Here is a 16975-nt window from a genome sequence, read left to right as displayed (position 1 = left end):
GGCCCGCACGGCCAGCCCCGCCGCAGCCGGGAGCGCCCCATGACCGCCCCCATCCGCGTGATGCTGGTCGAGGATTCCCTCGTCGTCCGCCAGCTCCTCGCCCACATCGTCAGCCGCGACCCGCGCCTCGCCCTGGTGGCCGCGGTCCCCTCCGGCGAGGAGGCCCTGCGGGAGATCCACCGCGTCCAGCCGGACGTGATCTCCATGGACATCCGGCTGCCCGGCATCGACGGGCTGGAGACCACCCGGCGGATCATGGCCGAGCGGCCGACGCCCATCGTGGTCATCGCGGACGCGGTCGAGGATTCCTCGCTGAAGATCTCCATGAACGCGCTCCGGGCCGGGGCGCTCAGCGTGGTCGAGAAGCCGGTCGGCACCGGGCACCGGGCCTACGCGGCGGTGGCGGACCAGATCTGCACGCAGCTGCGCATCATGAGCGAGGTGCCGGTGATCCGCCGCCGGGCGATCGGCGCCGAGCGCGAGCGCCCCGCCCTCCCCGATCCACCCGCCCGGGAGGGCGCCGGCACCCCGCCGAGCCTCGTGGCGGTGGCCGCCTCGACGGGCGGGCCCCCCGCCTTCGCGCGGCTCCTCGGGGCGCTCCCGGCCGACTTCCCGGCGCCGATCCTCCTCGTCCAGCACATGGGCGCGGCCTTCATGGACGGCTTCGCGACCTGGCTGAACGGGGTCGTGCCCCTCGCCGTCGCGGTGGCGCAGGACGGCGCACGGCCGCTGCCCGGCCGCGTCTACGTGGCGCCCGGCAACCGCCACCTCGAACTCGGCCCCGGCGGCCTCCTCGCGCTGTCGGACGCGCCGCCGGTCGGCAGCCAGCGGCCCTCCGCCACCACGCTGTTCCGCTCGGTGGCGCGCCAGGCCGGGCCGCGGGCGCTCGGCATCCTGCTCACCGGCATGGGCGAGGATGGGGCGGCGGGGCTCCTCGACATGCGGCTCGCGGGGGCCTTCACCATCGCCGAGCACGAGAGTTCCGCGGTCGTCTACGGCATGCCGGCCGCGGCGGTGCGCCTGAAGGCGGCCGAATCGGTCCTGCCCCTCGACCTGATCGCCCCGCGCCTCCTGCGGGCGGTGCAGCCCGGGACGTTCCGATGAGCCTCGCCCCCCCGGAGGCCGCACCGGCCCGGATCCTCCTCGTGGAGGATTCCGAGACCCAGGCGCTGCAGCTGCGGCTTCTCCTCGAGGCGAGCGGCTTTTCGGTGACGCGCTGCGCCACCGCCGAGGCCGCGCTCGACGCCCTGAACGAGGGCCTGCCCGACCTCGTGGTGGCGGATTACCACCTGCCCGGCATCAACGGCGACGAACTCACGCGGCAGATCCGCCTCTCCCTGCGCACCCGCGCGACGCCGGTGCTGATGCTCACCGAGGCGCAGGGCCGCGACCTGGAGCGCCAGGGGCTGCAGAGCGGCGCCGACGCCTACGTGCCGAAATCCGCCGACCGGGATCTCCTGGTGCTGCGCATCCGCGCGCTCCTGCGCGAACGCGGGCAGAGCGGCCCGCAGGAGGCCGGCCAGGGCGGGGCCTTCCGCCGCGCGCGCCTCCTCGTCGTCGACGCGAGCGCCACCTACCGGGCCTATCTGGCCGGCCTGTTCGGCCAGGAGGGCCACGCAGTGATGGCGGCGGACGGGCCGGACCAGGCGCTCGCCGCCCTCGACGCGCCGGGGGCGGCCTTCGACTGCGTGACGGTGGACCTGCTCTCCCCGGCCTACGACGCCATCGCCCTGTGCCGCCGCATCGCGGCCCTGCGCGGCGGGCCGGGCGGGAGCGCCGGCTTCTACCTCGTGGGCATCGGCAGCGCCGCGGCCTCGGGCAAGGACATGCTGGTCCAGGCCTTCGCGGCGGGGGTCGACGACGTGGTGCCGAAGGGCGCCGAGGGGGAGGTCCTGGCGATCCGCGTGCGCACCCTGGTGCGCCGCAAGCTCCTGGAGGAGGACAACCGCCGCGTCGCCGACGAGCTGCGCCAGCACGAGCGCGCGGTGGAGCGGGCCCAGGCCGAGGCCGCGGCGGCGGAGGCCAAGGCCGCGCTGGCGGGCGCCCTCGAACAGGCCAACCGCGACCTCGCCGACGCCAACCGCCAGCTCAAGGACGCGCAGGCGAAGCTCGTCCAGGCCGCCAAGATGGCCTCGCTCGGCGAACTCGTCGCGGGGATCGCCCACGAGATCAACAACCCGCTCGCCTTCATCCTCGCCCACCAGGGCACGGTGGAGCGCCTGATCGGCGAGGTGGCGGCCGGGACCGGGGACCTGCCCGAGCCGGCGCGCCGGGCGCTGGCCAAGGCCCAGGACCGGATCGGCTCCATGCGGCTCGGCCTCGCCCGCATCCAGGACCTCGTCGTGAACCTGCGCAAGTTCTCGCGCCTCGACGAGGGCGAGCTGCGCTCCGTCAACGTGCCGGAGGCGATCGAGACCGTGCTGGCGCTGGTCCAGCACAAGCTCGGCAGCCGCATCACCGTCGAGCGTCGCCTCGCGGGGGAGCCGGAGATCTGCTGCACCCCGGCGCTCCTCAACCAAGTGGTCATGAACGTGATCGGCAACGCCGCGGACGCGATTCCCGGCGACGGCCGGATCACCGTCGAGACCCTGAGCGAGGGCGACAACGACGTCATCCGCATCAGCGACACCGGCCCGGGCGTGCCCGAGGACCTGCGCGAGCGGATCTTCGAACCCTTCTTCACCACGAAGCCGGTCGGGTCCGGAACCGGGCTCGGCCTCGCCATTGCGTACAGCGTGGTCCAGGCGCATAGCGGCACTATCTCGGTCGAGACGGCGCCCGGTGGCGGCGCGTGCTTCGTGATCAGCATCCCGCGGCGGGCCGCATGATCGCGGGCGAGGCGAAGCATCGGATGGGCATGGAGACGAGCGCGGCGCGGGCCACGATCCTCGCGGTCGACGACGAACCGGACATTCTCGTCGCCCTCGAGGATCTGCTCGAGGACGAGTACCGGGTTCTGACCGCCAGCCGCCCGGACGAGGCGCTCGCCCTGCTGGCCGCCGAGCCGGACGTGGCGGTGATCGTGTCGGACCAGCGCATGCCGGGCATGACCGGCGACGCGCTGCTCACCCGCGCCCGCATCATCAGCGACGCGCAGGCCATCCTCCTCACCGGCTACGCCGATCTCTCGGCGGTGACCTCGGCGCTCAACCGCGGCGGCATCACCGGCTACGTCACCAAGCCCTGGGACCCGGCCCTGCTGCGCGGGGCCATCCGGGCGGCCTTCGAGCGCCACCGTCTCGCGCGCGACCTCGCCACCGAGCGCGCGCTCCTGCGCGGCCTCCTCGACCATGCGGGCGACGCCATCGCCTTCAAGGACGCGGCGGGGCGCTTCGTGCGCGTCAACGCCGCCAAGGCGGCCCGGCTCGGCGCACCTGTCGAGGCGTGCCTCGGGCGGCCGGAGAGCGACTTCCTGCCGCCCGAGGCGGCCGCTTCGATCGCGGCTGCCGACCGGGCCGCGATCGCGGGCGGACAGCCCGTCGAGGCCACCGTGACGGCCGGCCCCGACGCCGCCCCGACCTGGACGCAGGTGACGCGCGTGCCGATCCGCGACGCGGCCGGCGCCATCGTGCATCTCGCCACGATCGAGCGCGACGTCACCGAGCAGAAGCAGCTCGAAGCGCGCCTGCGGCAGGCCGACAAGATGCAGGCGCTCGGCACGCTCGCGGGCGGCGTGGCGCACGACTTCAACAATCTCCTGACCGCGATCCTGGGGAGCCTGGAACTGGCGCTGCCGAAGGTCGCGGGCGATGCCCGGCTGTCGCGGCTGCTGACCAACGCCTCCCACGCTGCCCAGCGCGGCGCGGCCCTGACCAAGCGCCTCCTGAGCTTCAGCCGTCAGCGGGAATTGCAGGCGCGCGTGGTCGATCTCAACGGCGTGATCCGCGGCATGAACGACCTGCTCGGGCGCAGCCTCGGCGGCTTCGTGCAGGTCGACCACGACCTCGATCCCGGTCTGTGGCCGGCCCGCGTGGATCCCGAGCAGCTCGAACTGGCGATCCTCAACCTCTGCATCAACGGCCGCGACGCGATGCCGGACGGGGGCGTGGTGACGCTCTCGAGCCGCAACGTCGTCGTGACGGGCAGCCCCGACCCCGACCTGCCGGACGGCGACTACGCGGTGATCGCCATCGCCGATACCGGCACCGGCATCCCGCCCGAGATCCTGAGCCGGGTGTTCGAGCCCTTCTTCACCACCAAGGCGCAGGGCCAGGGCACCGGGCTCGGCCTCGCCATGGTGTTCAGCCTGCTCCAGCAATCCGGCGGCACGATCCGCATCCACAGCGAGGTCGGCCGCGGCACCCGGGTGGAGCTCTACCTGCCGCGCTCGCACGAGCCCCTCGCCGTCGCGGAGAGCGAGGGCGCGGACGCCGTGCCGGCGCGCCGCCACCGGGCCCGCATCCTGGTGGTCGACGACGACCCGCAGGTGCGCCACGTCACCGCCTCCTTCCTGAGCGGCTTCGGCCACGACGCCATCGAGGTTCCGGGCGCCGAGGCGGCCCTGGTCCGGCTGGAGGCCGAGCCCTTCGACCTCGTGGTCGCCGACCTCGCGATGCCGGGCATGAGCGGGCTCGACCTCGCCGACGTGGTGCGGGAGCGCTGGCCCGCCCTCCCCTTCCTGATCGTGACCGGCCACGCGGAGGCCGCCCGCATCCCGCACGCTTATTCGGTGCTGGAGAAGCCGTTCCCGTCGACGGAACTGGGCGCGCGGGTGGCGACGCTGCTGACGGAGGGAGCGGAGCGGGGGTGAGGCGTCCAGGTCGGGCACCGATCCCCGGCAGAGCCCTCCCAAGGGGTCATGTCCGCCGCCCGCAGGAGCGGTCGGCGGGGCTGCGGACGCTGCACCGGGCGACGGCCATCAGGCTTGCCGCATTCGTTCGTTCTGAGCATCGGCACGCCAATACAATGCCTCGCCGAGACCATCCGACTGCATAGCCGGCCGAGACAAAAAGATCTCACACTCGTGACAAAGCTATTCGTTGTTCGCTGAGCTTGTCACATGACGGCTTCAGCACGTCCGCCGGTATTGACGAACGTTAGAATTTATGCTCCACAATCGCACGGTTTTTCAAGCAAATGCAGCTTCTAGTATGAACAGGCCTGACCTGACCGACGGCATCTGCGATCCCGACGTGTATCGCACACCATGCATCATGGTGTACGAAGATGAGGCGAGAGACATCGCGCAATGCCTGAGCGGGGAGGTCGTTCTCATCGAGATCCCGAACATTTCGACGGGAGAAATCGTGTCGGAATTAGTAGATACCCAATCCGGCAGCGCGATCTCACCCCTGTCCTGCATCGCAGGAGTTTTGACGCAGCACGAAGATCGAATCGAAGATCTGCTTCATGTTCGCGAAGGATTGCGCAAGTTCGGCTTCACTCACTTGCCAGAGCCGCGGCTTGTTCCGGCACGCCATACATCAGCGCAAAACGTCAACATCAATATTGTTTCTCTTGATACAACGCTCGCACAATCCTCACTGATCACAAGTTTATCTCGACAGCTCGCCCAGCTTCGCAAACATTGCGAGGAGCTGCAAAATCGATACCATGATCTTGAGATCTATCTCGATCGGCAGCAGCTGCAACCGTTCGACGCCGTCTTCCAAGCCGAGCCGATGCCGGAAGCCGGCAAGGAGGTCGTCGACATCGCGAATCTCGGGATGGTGGGTCAGATCCTGCCGGTGTCCAGCCGAGGCATCATCGGGGTTTCGCTCTATATTGCCCAGGCCGGTTCGACGTCCGACAATCTGACGCTCGTCCTGCGCGCGATGGAGAGCGATCAGGTTCTCGGGCGCTGGACCGTCCCCGGGCGCAGCCTCAAACTCGGGTGGAACACGTTCGGTCTCGAACGCTCTCTCGGTGGATTGCGGAGAACCGTCCGCCTGGAACTTCACTATTCCGGCGAAGGCACAGCTCCGCAGATCGGGTTGTCGGAAATTCAGCCAATCGAGCGATATCGTCTCACGGCCCTGGATACCGGGAGCCCGATCGCGAACCGGCACCTCGCCTTGATCGTGTGGGCGGGCCTGCCCGGCATGATGAGCCCTGACTGGATCAATAGCGTCAAACGCGGCAGCTTGCGCGAGCGGCAGATCAAAGCGGATACGTTACTTCACGCACAAATCCGCACGTCAGGCTCCAGATTCAATCAGATCAACAAGTCAGACGTCACCCAATCCAGCATCTCCGCCCAAATTCACGAGAACGACAGCCTGTCTATCGTCATTCCTCGTGCGCTTCGCCCCAACACGGTTCGCGTTTCTGCTCAGGTAAGCCTGACTTCCTCAGCCCCTTGCACTGCAACAGTCCAATTACGAGCGGCGCTCACACACTCGATCGACGATGCGGAAGCGAGATCATTGAACAGCGGCCAGATCGAATCGTCAGAGATACTCACAATTTCTTCGGACGAGACAGTGTATCTGAATATTTATATAGCGGAAGAAAATTTTGAATCCGGAAATATTCTGATTTCGTCCAAGATGTTGCGCGGCGATGTCGGCAGCGCGCACCTCGTGGTTCGCGGACTCACGGTCATGGAGCAGAGCAAAGCATGATTTCGACGTATTTTTATTGATCGGCAGACGAGTAAAGGTTATTCCATGTCGCCTCCATTGAGCATGAAGTTCGATTACAAAGCCGCTATTATCATTCCGGTTTTTAAACATTCCGTTCTGGTCTCAGAGGCAATCGACTCTGCGCTCGCGCAGGATGCACCGTACAAGATCGCCATCGTGCTCGTCGATGACGGCTGCCCATTCGACGAGACTCATCAGGTTTGCAAATCTTTCTCTTACGCATACAGGAATATATACTACATCAGGAAATCGAATGGCGGGCTCAGCTCCGCCCGCAATGCCGGTATCGAGTACACATTGAGCCATCTTGCCAATGTGGAATTCATTTATTTCCTCGACTCCGACAATCGCATTAATCCGAGTACGATTCGCTCCACAGTCGATCTCCTCATCTCCAACGCCGCGGCTGATTGGGTTTATCCAAACATCGACAAAATGGGCATTGAGTGGAGCGGGAACTATGCGGGATCATATTCGAAGTTAAGACACGTCGTCTACGATAATATCTGCGAGGCAGGCAGTCTCATTAGCCGTCGGATCGTCGATGCCGGTGTGCGGTTCGATGAGAAGATGAAGGCGGGCTACGAAGACTGGGATTTTTGGTTGCAATGCCTGGACCTGGGCTTCAGGGGCATCAACGCTCCGCATTTCGGCTTGGACTATCGCCAGCGGGCGGAGAGCATGGTTCGAGACTCGAACCGGCAACGCGAAGCAATCTTAGATTATATCCGCAACAAACATAAGAAACTCTTTTCCAGCGGTGATTTACTGGCAACGGAACACGAGGAGGATCCTCGTTACTTATGTGTTTTCGCGGACGATCTTAGCTGCTCGAGCTTTACCGATCCGCGCAAGGCAGACGCTGTTCAAGCTCTCTCGGACTACACACAGGCTCACTGGCGCGCCGTCACAGAGCCCGACACGTTCCAAGTACCTCCTTTCGTTTTCTGGATGTCGCGGCGCGGCTTTGACTTACTGCGTCGCTCTGGGCTCGCCAATTCGGTCTTCTTGGAGGCAGAAAGGCTCTCCGGATACTATAATTTTGTGAGATTAAACATTGAGCTTACAAAGAATGTATATGGAATTGAAATAAATCCACTCAATAGGCTGCAAAATCCGAACTGCGGAATGCCGGCCGGGATTGTGACAACGCACGGAACCTTGCGGGCCTGCGTTGATGATGCTGCAGACAGCTGGATTAGGTCGATCTGCTCTGAGTATCCGCAGCCCAGCATTGGCAACATTATCGTGAAGCTGCCTGCGCATTATGTTCATGCTGGCGATGCACGCGACTTCGATATCGAATCGGTCTTTTCCGTTCTGAACGCTCTGAAAGAAGCGGGCATAGGTCTAGACCGCCGGCGTTGGAACTGGCGTTCACATTGCTTGCCCAGCCGTATAGAAAACTACAAGAAACTCAGGAATCATCTCGGCGGTGAACCTGTAACGAACCGACTGAAATCGGCACCACGTGTCGATATCGGCTTCGTCATTCCAATGGGAGCATTCGGCGGTGTCGAGAAGGTTGCCTACAATATAGCAAATCTTGCCTGGCAGAACAATTTTGCCTGTCATCTGTTTATTATCGGCAGCAAAAGTTACGCCGAATTTGGCGATTTTCATGGCATATTCGAAACCGTATCGATTATGCCTGATTATGTCTTGTGGGCAGGCAATCAAAGATATATGGGTCATACGATCACGCTGCCGGGTGATGAAACGGCGCAGGCACAACGCATGCTTGGGGCGCTCACGAACCTTGACATCATCATCATGTCGCACGTTGCCCCTCTGAACTCCGTCTTCGGAGATCTAAGGCGTCAGGGCGCCAAGATTGTTGGACATTATCATGTCCTTGACGAGACGCTTTACGGCCGGCCGGCGGGGCATCCCTATGTCGGCCTCGCTTTCGAACATGCCTATGATCTACTGCTGACATGCTCTCAGCAAATGGCCGACTTCCTGAACGCCATGGGCGTTCCCAGAGCGAAGATCATGGAGATCCCTAACGCTCCGAGCTACGAGGTATCGCACTCGGACTTGACGCACATCATGATGCGTCGATCCCATCGAGAGGCACCAGCCCCCTTGAGGGTCCTGTATCTGGGGCGTCTGGACCGCCAGAAAGGCGTGGATCGCCTCTACGAGGTAATTCGCCAAGCACGAATGCTGGACATCTCTGTCGAGTGGCGCGTGATCGGCGGGCGGGTGGTGACGGAACAAGGAAAAGATGCGGCTGAGACGCGGCTCGCAGAACTCGGGGTTGTCGTCGAGCCCCCTACCTACGATGAGGCGGGGCTGACACATGCGATGGGCGAAGCCGACGTCCTGATCCTTCTATCGCGTTGGGAAGGCGCTCCACTTTCCGTGTTGGAGGCGCAACGTATCGGTTGCATTCCCCTCGTTACAGATGTCGGCGCAGTCAGCGAACTGATCGAAGATGGCACCGACGGTTATTTGCTGCCCGCCGACGACGATGCCCGTCTCATCGATGCAACTGTCGCTATCTTGAGCGAACTTTCTGCTTCCGACACTGTTCGCATCTCACGCTCGACGGCGGCATTCAGGCGTGCGCAGCGGCGGCAGTGGAGTACATCGGCTGCTCCATTGATCGACATTCTTGAAAGATGGAGAACGGCTCGCTAGGAGGACCATCGTGGGATGAATTGGAGCGATGGCTCAGGCAACCGGCGATCTCAGCACGTGCTCAGCGCCAGCCGGAGGTTCGTAACGGCACCGCTTTGATATCGACGACAAAGGCGAACGTTCATGTGCATCCTTTTTGTCATATTGACCCATGATTTTCCCCGACAAACACTAAGACTCTTGGATGCGATCTATAATGAAGTCGATCATTACGTTATCCACGTCGATGCGTCGGCCGATCCGACGTTCAAGAACCTGCTCGTTGGCGCAGGAAAAACAAAACCAAATATTGAGGTAATATCTCGGGTTTCATGCTCGTGGGGCAGCTTCAGAGTTGTTCAGGCGACTATTGAAGCGCTTGCTTCCGGGCGCGAGCAGGATCGGCCTTGGACTCATGCCGTCATCCTGAGCGGGACGCATTTACCCCTGTGGCCTATCGAGAGGATACGGTCATGGCTCGTTCCTCAGCGCAGCATGTTTACTTGGAACGATATGGCAAAAGCAGATCCTAGTTTGAAATGGACGCATGATATATGGGATCGGATTATTTACAAATACAAAATGGAGTCTGACGGCAGAGCCGTGCGCACTGAGAAACTCGGCCCCCCAGATTTTAATTACTTCGTTGGCAGTCAATGGGTCATCCTTGCGCGGCATCACGTCGAATTCATTCTGAAATCCGCGAGCGAGAATATTTATTTACGGCTTGCAGAATCTAATGTTCCAGACGAATCATTTTTCCATACTTTGATTTTAAACTCTCAGCATCGCTCCGAGGTCGCCTGGTCGTCGAGCACCCTGTGCTATTGGCGTGAAGGAAGCTGGAGCCCGAAAATGCTTGATCTTAAGGATTACTGCTTGGCCGTCAAAGCGGGAACACATCCGTTCGCTCGAAAATTCGGCGAGGACCTTGACTCCGACGCCGAAGCAAGGCGTGTAATATCAGCAGCTATCGGCGCTTATGAGTCTCAATTTTCTCGACTAGAAGCTTAAAACACAGCGTGAAGGTGAAGGCATGGACCTCATGTGCTTGCAAGATCTTCGTTTCTCCGTGGAGAACCTTATCCGCAAGTTTGAGGGACAGCGAGTTGCTTTCTTTCCGAACCCTGGAAATGCCGGAGATTCGCTGATCGCGGCAGCCACTTATGAAGCGTTCAATCGATGCAACGTTTCTTACGATTTGATCGGTAGTGAAGCAGACATCGCCGGGAGGGTTGTTTTTCTCGGAGGGGGAGGCAATTTCATTCCAATATATACTTCTATTGCTGACGCAATCGCGAAATTCCACAAAGTTGCCGCGACACTCGTCCTGTTGCCACACACCATCAGGGGCAACGAAGAGCTACTATCCAATATGGGCGAGAATTGCATTATATTTTGTCGTGATGCCGCCAGCTATGAGCACGTCATTACTCACAATACCAAGTCGCAAGTTTTCCTTGGCCATGACATGGCGTTTCACCTGGATGCGCGACAGTTCATTGACGATCCTGACGCACGCTCACTTTACGAAGACGATTGGAAAGCGGAAATACTACGACATCCCGGTTTGTCGCATGCGATCTCCAAGTCGGACGGTGTCTGCGACTTCAGACGCCTTGACTGGGAATCCGTATCCGCGGAGCTGAAGAGCGATGCCGACATCTCCGAGATATTCAAATACGGTGTTTGGCCGGACAACGCCCGCAAAGCGACGTGGTGCTTCCTGAAAACGATTTCATCCTGCAACGAAATACTGACGGATCGCCTGCATGTCGGCATCGGATGCTTTCTGCTGGATATCGCCTGCGTATTGAGAGACAATTCCTATGGTAAAGTCGGATCCGTTTACCGCCACAGTATGCGAGCCCGTTCTCCGCACATAACGTACAGACCTGCACCGGCAACCGGAACGACGCTCCGCCACTCAAGAATCTAGGTCAGGCATTTCCAGTCTGAAAGATCGCACGATCGACGGCCGATACCATCAACCGGCCGTTTCCTTCAACCTCTTGAGCAGTTCGGCCGCCTTCTCGATCCCCTGATCGGCGGCACGGGACAGGTGGCGAACCGCTGCATTCACATCGGGCGGTGTGCCAACGCCGCTCAGATACATAACCCCGGCATTGTACTGCGCCAGCACATGCCCCCCCTCGGCCGCCGCCACGTAGTGCGTCAGCCCGAGCGCGATATCCTCGGGCGTGGCCTTGCGCTGGCAGTAGAACACCCCGAGGCGGAAGCGCGCCTCCACGTCCCCCGCCGCCGCGGCCCGCTGCAGGAGGCCCTCGGCCCGCTCCGGATCCGCCGCGCCGTGCCGGCCCGAGAGGCACTCCGCCGCCAAGCGGAGCATGGCGCCCGGCACGCCCGCTGCGGCGCCGGCATCCAGCACCTGGAGGGCCTGCGCCAGGGCGGCCGCGGGCACCTCGCCCGCCGGGCGGTCGAGGAGCATCTCGGCGGCCACCAGATTGGTCTTGGCGAGCGCCCGGGTCAGCAGATCGATCGCCCGCCCCCGCGCCTCCTCGCCGCCCTCGCCGAGCAGCATCTGGGCGAGGGCCACCTCGGCCTCGGCGCTGTCCTGGGCCGCGGCATCCTCCAAGAGCGCGCGCCCGCTCGCGGCGTCGCCGCCATCGACCTGCCCCGAGGCGAGCAGCGCGCCCAGCCGCGCCTGAGCCTGCGGCAGGCCCTGCTCCGCGGCCACCCGCAGCCACTTCACGGCCTCGCCGAGGTCGCGGCCGACCCCCTGACCGGTCTGATAGAAGATCCCGGCATTGAGCGCGCCGACCGCGTGGCCGCCGGCCGCGCTGAGGGCGAAGTAGCGGGCGGCATGGGCGAGATCCTGGGGAACCCCCTCCCCGCGCGCGTAGAAGCAGCCGATCTGGAACTGCGCCTGGACGTGGCCGCCCTCGGCCGCGCGCCGGAACCACTGCGCCGCCTCGCGCAGGTCCGGCCTGACCCGGTCGCCGCGGCTGTAGACCTCGCCCAGCATGAAGGCCGCCCCGAGATGGCCGGCCTTGGCGGCCATGCGGAGATGGTTGAGGGCCGGCTCGGGATCGGCCCCCGGCGCGAGGCTGGCGAGCCGCAGGGAGGCGAGTTCGTAGGCCGCCTCCGGGTGCTTCCGCTCGGCCGCGATGGCGAAGTAGCGCTCCACATCCGCCGTGTTCGCCGCCGACCCACCCTCGCGCAGCAGGGCGAGGCTGAGGTTGAAGGCCGCGGAGGCGTTGCCGAGATCCGCCGCCCGCCGCAGGCAGATGCGCGACGCCTCGGGGTCGTATTCGGGCTGGCCCGGCGTCCCGTAGAACTCGGCGAGGCCGAAGGCGGCCTGGGCGATGTTGTGCATCGCCGCCGCCCGCAGCCATTCATGCGCCTCCTGCCGGTCCGGCGCGCAGCCGATCCCCTTGAGCAGCAGCCAGCCGAGATTGGCCTGGGCCTCGGGCTTGCCGGCCTCCGCCGCCCGGCGCAGCCAGCCATAGGCCCGCTCGGCATCCTTCGGCCGCGTCACCCCCTCGGGAAAGGCGAGATCCGCCAGGCGGCTGCCGCGGTCGGTCGCCGCGGCGGCCCAGCGCGCCGACGGCCCGGTGCACCAGCCGACATCCTGATCGGCGAGGAGGAGCACGCCGAGTTCGAACTGCGCCTCCGTGTGGCCGGCGCGCGCGGCGCGCTCGAACCAGCGGATCGCCTCGCTGCCCGAGCGCCCGCAGCCCCGCCCGATGCTGTAATCGTGCCCCAGGTGATACTGCGCCACGACGTGCCCGGCCCGCGCCGCCGCCGCGAAGGCGCGGTGCGCCGCCGCCAGCCGCCCTTCCGCGAGCAGGCGCTTGGCCTGCTGGACTTGGAAATCCGCGTAGAGGCGGGTCGTGCGGTCGATCAGGCGCGCCAGCGTCATGGTTCACGCATGGCTTCGGTCACCCGCCGCGTCGCCCCGGAGATCATGTAGCCGAGCACCGAGCGCTCGCCGATATGGATGTCGCCGGTCAGCGTCATGCCGGGAATCAGCCGGAAGCCGGGCGGCACCCGGACGAAGTGCATCTCGTCGACGGCGACGCGGGCCTTGTAATAGGGCTCCACGGGCTTGCCGTCCTCGTCGAGGGTGAAGGCGCCCTCGCTCACCCAGCTCAGGCGCCCGCGGGCCACCCCGTGCTCGACGAAGGGAAAGGCGTCGATCTTGAGCGTCACCCGGTCGCCGGCCCGGATGAAGCCGATCTCGCGCGAGGAGATGTTGATCTCGGCCTCGACCGGCGCGTTGGTCGGCACCACCGTCATCAGAGTCTCGCCCTCCTTGAGGACGGAGCCGACCGACGCCTTGGCGCGGGTCAGCACGATGGAATCCTCCGGTGCGGTGAGCTGCACCAGATCCTTGTGCCGCGCCGCCTTCGAGAGCTGCGCCCTCACCGTGTCGCGGGTGCCCTTGGCGGTCACGAGATCCTGGCTGCTCGTCGACATCCATTGCTGCACGAAGGCGTCGCGGTCGGCCTGGAGCGCGGCGAGCTGGTGCTTGGCCTCGACGAGGCTGGCGCGCCCGTTCTCCATGGTCCGCAGCATCTCCAGCCGCGCGTCGCTGGCGACGAGCAGGTTCAGGAGGCTGCCCGCCTGCTTCTCCACCAGCTGCTGGCGCATGCCCTCGATCTGCCGCGAGATCTTCTCGCGCTCGGCGTAGCGCGCCTCGTCGCCCTCGAGCCGCCGGATGGTCGCCTGGGTCTGGGCGATCTTCTGGTCGTAGCTCGCGATCTGCGCCTTGAACTGCCCGGCGCGCTGATCGAACAGCGTCTTCTGCAGGAGGGCGTACTGGTCCCTCGCCGGGTCCTTGATCTCCGGCGCGTAGACCTGCCCGTTCTGCTCGGCGGTGGCGCGGGCGATCTGCGCTTCCAGGCTGGCGAGCTGCTTCTCCAGCTGCTCGACATCCGCCGCCGCGAAGGTGGGGTCGAGGGTCGCCAGCAGCTGCCCCTTGCGGACCTGATCGCCCTCGCGCACGTCGAGCGTCTTGATGATCGCGGTGTCGAGGGCCTGGAACAGCACGGTTCCCTGCGCCGGCACGATCTTGCCGCGGTCGCTCATCACCACCCGGTCGACGCGCGCCACGGCCGCGAAGCCGATCGAGATCATCACCAGCGCCGCGACGGCGAAGGTGGTCGCCCGCAGGACGCGGGGCTCGGGCGCCTCCCGGATGTCGTCGGTCTCCGACTGGAAGCGCAGCAGCGTGGTCTCGACGGACTGCTTCGTCATCGGCGCCATCCTAAAGCATCTTGCGACGAAGCGGATGCCGGTTCGTCGCAGAAAATGCGGCAAAAACAAAGAGCTAGAGCAGGATCCGATGGCAACGCGGTCGGATCCTGTTCTAGCTCACCAGACGCAGCTTCGGATCCGAGCCGTCGCGCACGGTCCCGTTCTGCTGGTTCCAGAGATCGCGGTAGATGTCGCAGCGTCCGAGCAGCTCCGCGTGCTTGCCGATGTCGTGGACGCGGCCGCGTTCGAGAACCAGGATCGCGTCGGAGGCGACGAGCGAGGACAGCCGGTGCGAGATGACGATCACCGTGCGCCCCTCCGAGATCCGCCGCAGGTTGGCGTTCACGATCGCCTCGCTGTCGGGATCGAGGGCGCTCGTCGCCTCGTCGAGGATCAGGATGCGCGGATTGGTGATCAGCGCGCGGGCGATCGCGATCCGCTGGCGCTGGCCCCCCGAGAGGTTGTTCGAGCCCTCGGTGATGTAGGTCTCGTAGCCGCGCGGCAGGCGGTCGATGAACTCCTCCGCGCCCGCCAGCCGCGCCGCGCGGACCACCTCGTCGAAGGACGCGTCGGGCTTGGCCGCCGTGATGTTGTCCCGGATGGTGCCGGAGAACAGGAAGTTGTCCTGGAGCACGACGCCGAGGGAGCCGCGCAGGTGATCGAGGGCGTATTCGCGCACGTCGATGCCGTCGATCTTGATCAGCCCGTCGTAGTTGGCGTGCAGGCGCTGCAGCAGACGGGTGACCGTCGTCTTGCCGGAACCGCTGCGCCCCATGATCCCGAGGGTCGTCCCGGGGGGCACCTCGAAGGACACGGCGTCCAAAGCCGGGCTGGTCGCGCCGCTGTACTGGAACCGGACCGCGGCGAACTCGACCCGGCCGGTCAGGGGCAGGCGCACGCCCTGGCCCCGCTTCTCGTCCTCGGACCCGACATTGAGCAGCCCGCTCACCAGCCCGATCGAGCTCTTCGCCTCCTCGTACTGCTCCAGGAGCTGGGCGAGCTGCCGGAGCGGGCCGACGATCCGCTGGCTGAGCAGCAGGAAGATGAAGATCTCCGCGACGGCCCCCGCCTCCTTGGAGGTCATCGAGAGATAGACGCCGATGGCAAGGGTGCCCGAGATCATGAAGCGGTCGAGGGGCAGGATCGCCGACTGGATCAGGTTCGAGAGCTGCCCTTCGGCGATGCGCAGCCGGGCGATGCGGGCGACGAGGACGTCGTACTGGTGGATCTGCCGCGGTTCGAGGGCGAGCGACTTGACGGTGCGGATGCCCTGCAGCGTCTGCACGAGGAAGGAGCCCCGCTGCCCCTCCGCCGCGATCACCGCCCCCGAGCGCTTCGCGTAGACGGGCAGCATGGCCGCCGTCCAGGCCGCGATCAGCAGGCAGCAGGCGAGCACGATCAGGGTCAGGACCGGGCTCAGGATGAACATGATCGGGATGAAGAACACGAGGCAGACGCTGTCCAGGACCGTCCCGAACAGCTGCTGCATCAGGAAGCCCTTCACCTTGTGGGCCTCGTTCATGTGGCGGGCGATGAGACCGACCGGCGTCTTCTCGAACACCTCCACCGGCAGTCGGATGACGCGCTCGAAGATGAGCGTCGACATCTTGACGTCGATGCGCGCGGTCAGGTGCAGGAGGAGCGCCCGGCGCAGGGCGCTGAACACGGTCTCGAAGACGATGCAGATCGCCAGCGCGATGCAGAGCACCACGAAGGTGCTCATGGCGGAATGCGTCAGGACCCGGTCGGTCATCAGCCGGAAGAACAGGATCGGGACCAGCGCGAGCAGGCTCAGGAAGACCGCCGTCACCACGACGTCGCGCAGGATGCGGCGCTCGCGGAAGATCAGCGAGGCGATGAGCTTGATGCCGAAGGGCTGCTCCTCGTCGCGGATGCCGTAGTCGCGCTTGAGGATGAGGATGGCGCCGTCCCACAATTCCTCGAAGCGCACGCGGTCGAGCACCAGCGGCGCATCCTCGGGCGCGTCGGGATCCTGCAGGACGACCTGCTCGATCGCGTCCGTCGCCTGCACGCTGCGCAGGATCAGGGGCGTGCCGTCGCCCAGGAAGACGATGGCCGGCAGCGCCTGGCCGAGCCGCGCGAGGTGCCGCCACTTCAGGCGCAGGCGCCGGCCGGTCAGCCCGGCGCGCTTGGCGCAATGCAGAAGATCCGCCGGGGACAGCGCGCCCGCTTGCAGCTGGTTGTCGTGGATCAGCTGGTCGGGGGTGAGGTGGATGCCATGCTGGCGCGCCACGAGCGCGAGGCATTGCAGAGCGGGCTGCTGCGTGTCCGCGCCCGCCTTGCCACTCCGGCCCGCCTGGGATTCCGACATGGATTGCTGTCCTCTTCGCACGCGGATCTGACGGCCCGAACTTCAGCGCCAAATGTCAACGCCAAGCGACGCGGATCCTCGGGCAGGCGGCATCCCCGCAGACGTCGACGGGGTGCCGCTCCCGGTCACCGGCGCGATGCGCTCCGCCGCGCCGAACCGCCCCCCATTCCGGCGCGGGGCGCTCTAGGTCGGGAATGCGACCAATGTCGGGCCA

The 16975-nt window shown here is 65.1% G+C and carries 10 protein-coding genes; 7 read left to right on the top strand and 3 right to left on the bottom strand.

Annotated elements, in window-relative coordinates; genetic code table 11:
* Positions 1 to 39: 39 nt before the first annotated feature.
* The 7 genes from cheB (at position 40) to ACE101_RS17395 (ending at position 11148) form a co-directional block, all read left to right on the top strand.
* Positions 40 to 1104 (top strand): chemotaxis-specific protein-glutamate methyltransferase CheB, encoded by a 1065-nt coding sequence (gene cheB / locus ACE101_RS17425; RefSeq protein ID WP_379131909.1) that lies wholly within the window; start codon positions 40 to 42, stop codon positions 1102 to 1104.
* Entirely contained in the window at positions 1101 to 2828 is a 1728-nt protein-coding gene (locus ACE101_RS17420; protein WP_379131906.1) for a response regulator, read from the top strand. The genes cheB and ACE101_RS17420 overlap by 4 nt, the downstream gene beginning before the upstream one ends.
* A complete protein-coding gene (locus tag ACE101_RS17415) occupies positions 2825 to 4750 on the top strand; it encodes a response regulator (RefSeq protein ID WP_379138753.1) in 1926 nt (641 codons plus the stop codon). The genes ACE101_RS17420 and ACE101_RS17415 overlap by 4 nt, the downstream gene beginning before the upstream one ends.
* Positions 4751 to 5045: 295 nt before the next feature.
* Positions 5046 to 6563 (top strand): DUF6212 domain-containing protein, encoded by a 1518-nt coding sequence (locus tag ACE101_RS17410; protein WP_379131903.1) that lies wholly within the window; start codon positions 5046 to 5048, stop codon positions 6561 to 6563.
* A gap of 63 nt (positions 6564 to 6626) precedes the next feature.
* Entirely contained in the window at positions 6627 to 9230 is a 2604-nt protein-coding gene (locus ACE101_RS17405; protein ID WP_379131902.1) for a glycosyltransferase, read from the top strand.
* A gap of 123 nt (positions 9231 to 9353) precedes the next feature.
* On the top strand, positions 9354 to 10223 hold the full coding sequence (locus tag ACE101_RS17400; RefSeq protein WP_379131900.1) for a beta-1,6-N-acetylglucosaminyltransferase: 870 nt from the start codon (positions 9354 to 9356) through the stop codon (positions 10221 to 10223).
* 22 nt (positions 10224 to 10245) lie between these two features.
* On the top strand, positions 10246 to 11148 hold the full coding sequence (locus ACE101_RS17395) for a polysaccharide pyruvyl transferase family protein (protein ID WP_379131897.1): 903 nt from the start codon (positions 10246 to 10248) through the stop codon (positions 11146 to 11148).
* Between the two features lie 48 nt (positions 11149 to 11196).
* On the opposite strand, the gene ACE101_RS17390 is transcribed toward ACE101_RS17395, so the two are convergent.
* The 3 genes from ACE101_RS17390 to ACE101_RS17380 form a co-directional block, all read right to left on the bottom strand.
* The gene (locus ACE101_RS17390) at positions 11197 to 13092 is read right to left on the bottom strand and encodes a tetratricopeptide repeat protein (protein ID WP_379131894.1); all 1896 of its coding nucleotides are present in this window, start codon (positions 13090 to 13092) and stop codon (positions 11197 to 11199) included.
* Positions 13089 to 14429 (bottom strand): HlyD family type I secretion periplasmic adaptor subunit, encoded by a 1341-nt coding sequence (locus ACE101_RS17385; protein WP_379131891.1) that lies wholly within the window; start codon positions 14427 to 14429, stop codon positions 13089 to 13091. Before ACE101_RS17385 ends, ACE101_RS17390 begins: the two co-directional genes overlap by 4 nt.
* 112 nt (positions 14430 to 14541) lie before the next feature.
* Positions 14542 to 16761 (bottom strand): peptidase domain-containing ABC transporter, encoded by a 2220-nt coding sequence (locus tag ACE101_RS17380; RefSeq protein ID WP_379131890.1) that lies wholly within the window; start codon positions 16759 to 16761, stop codon positions 14542 to 14544.
* Positions 16762 to 16975 lie beyond the last annotated feature (214 nt).

Source organism: Methylobacterium carpenticola (assembly GCF_042748905.1).
GTDB classification, from domain to species: domain Bacteria; phylum Pseudomonadota; class Alphaproteobacteria; order Rhizobiales; family Beijerinckiaceae; genus Methylobacterium; species Methylobacterium carpenticola.
The sequence above is the reverse complement of the archived record's forward strand: the minus strand, read 5'-3'. Positions and strand labels throughout refer to the sequence as shown.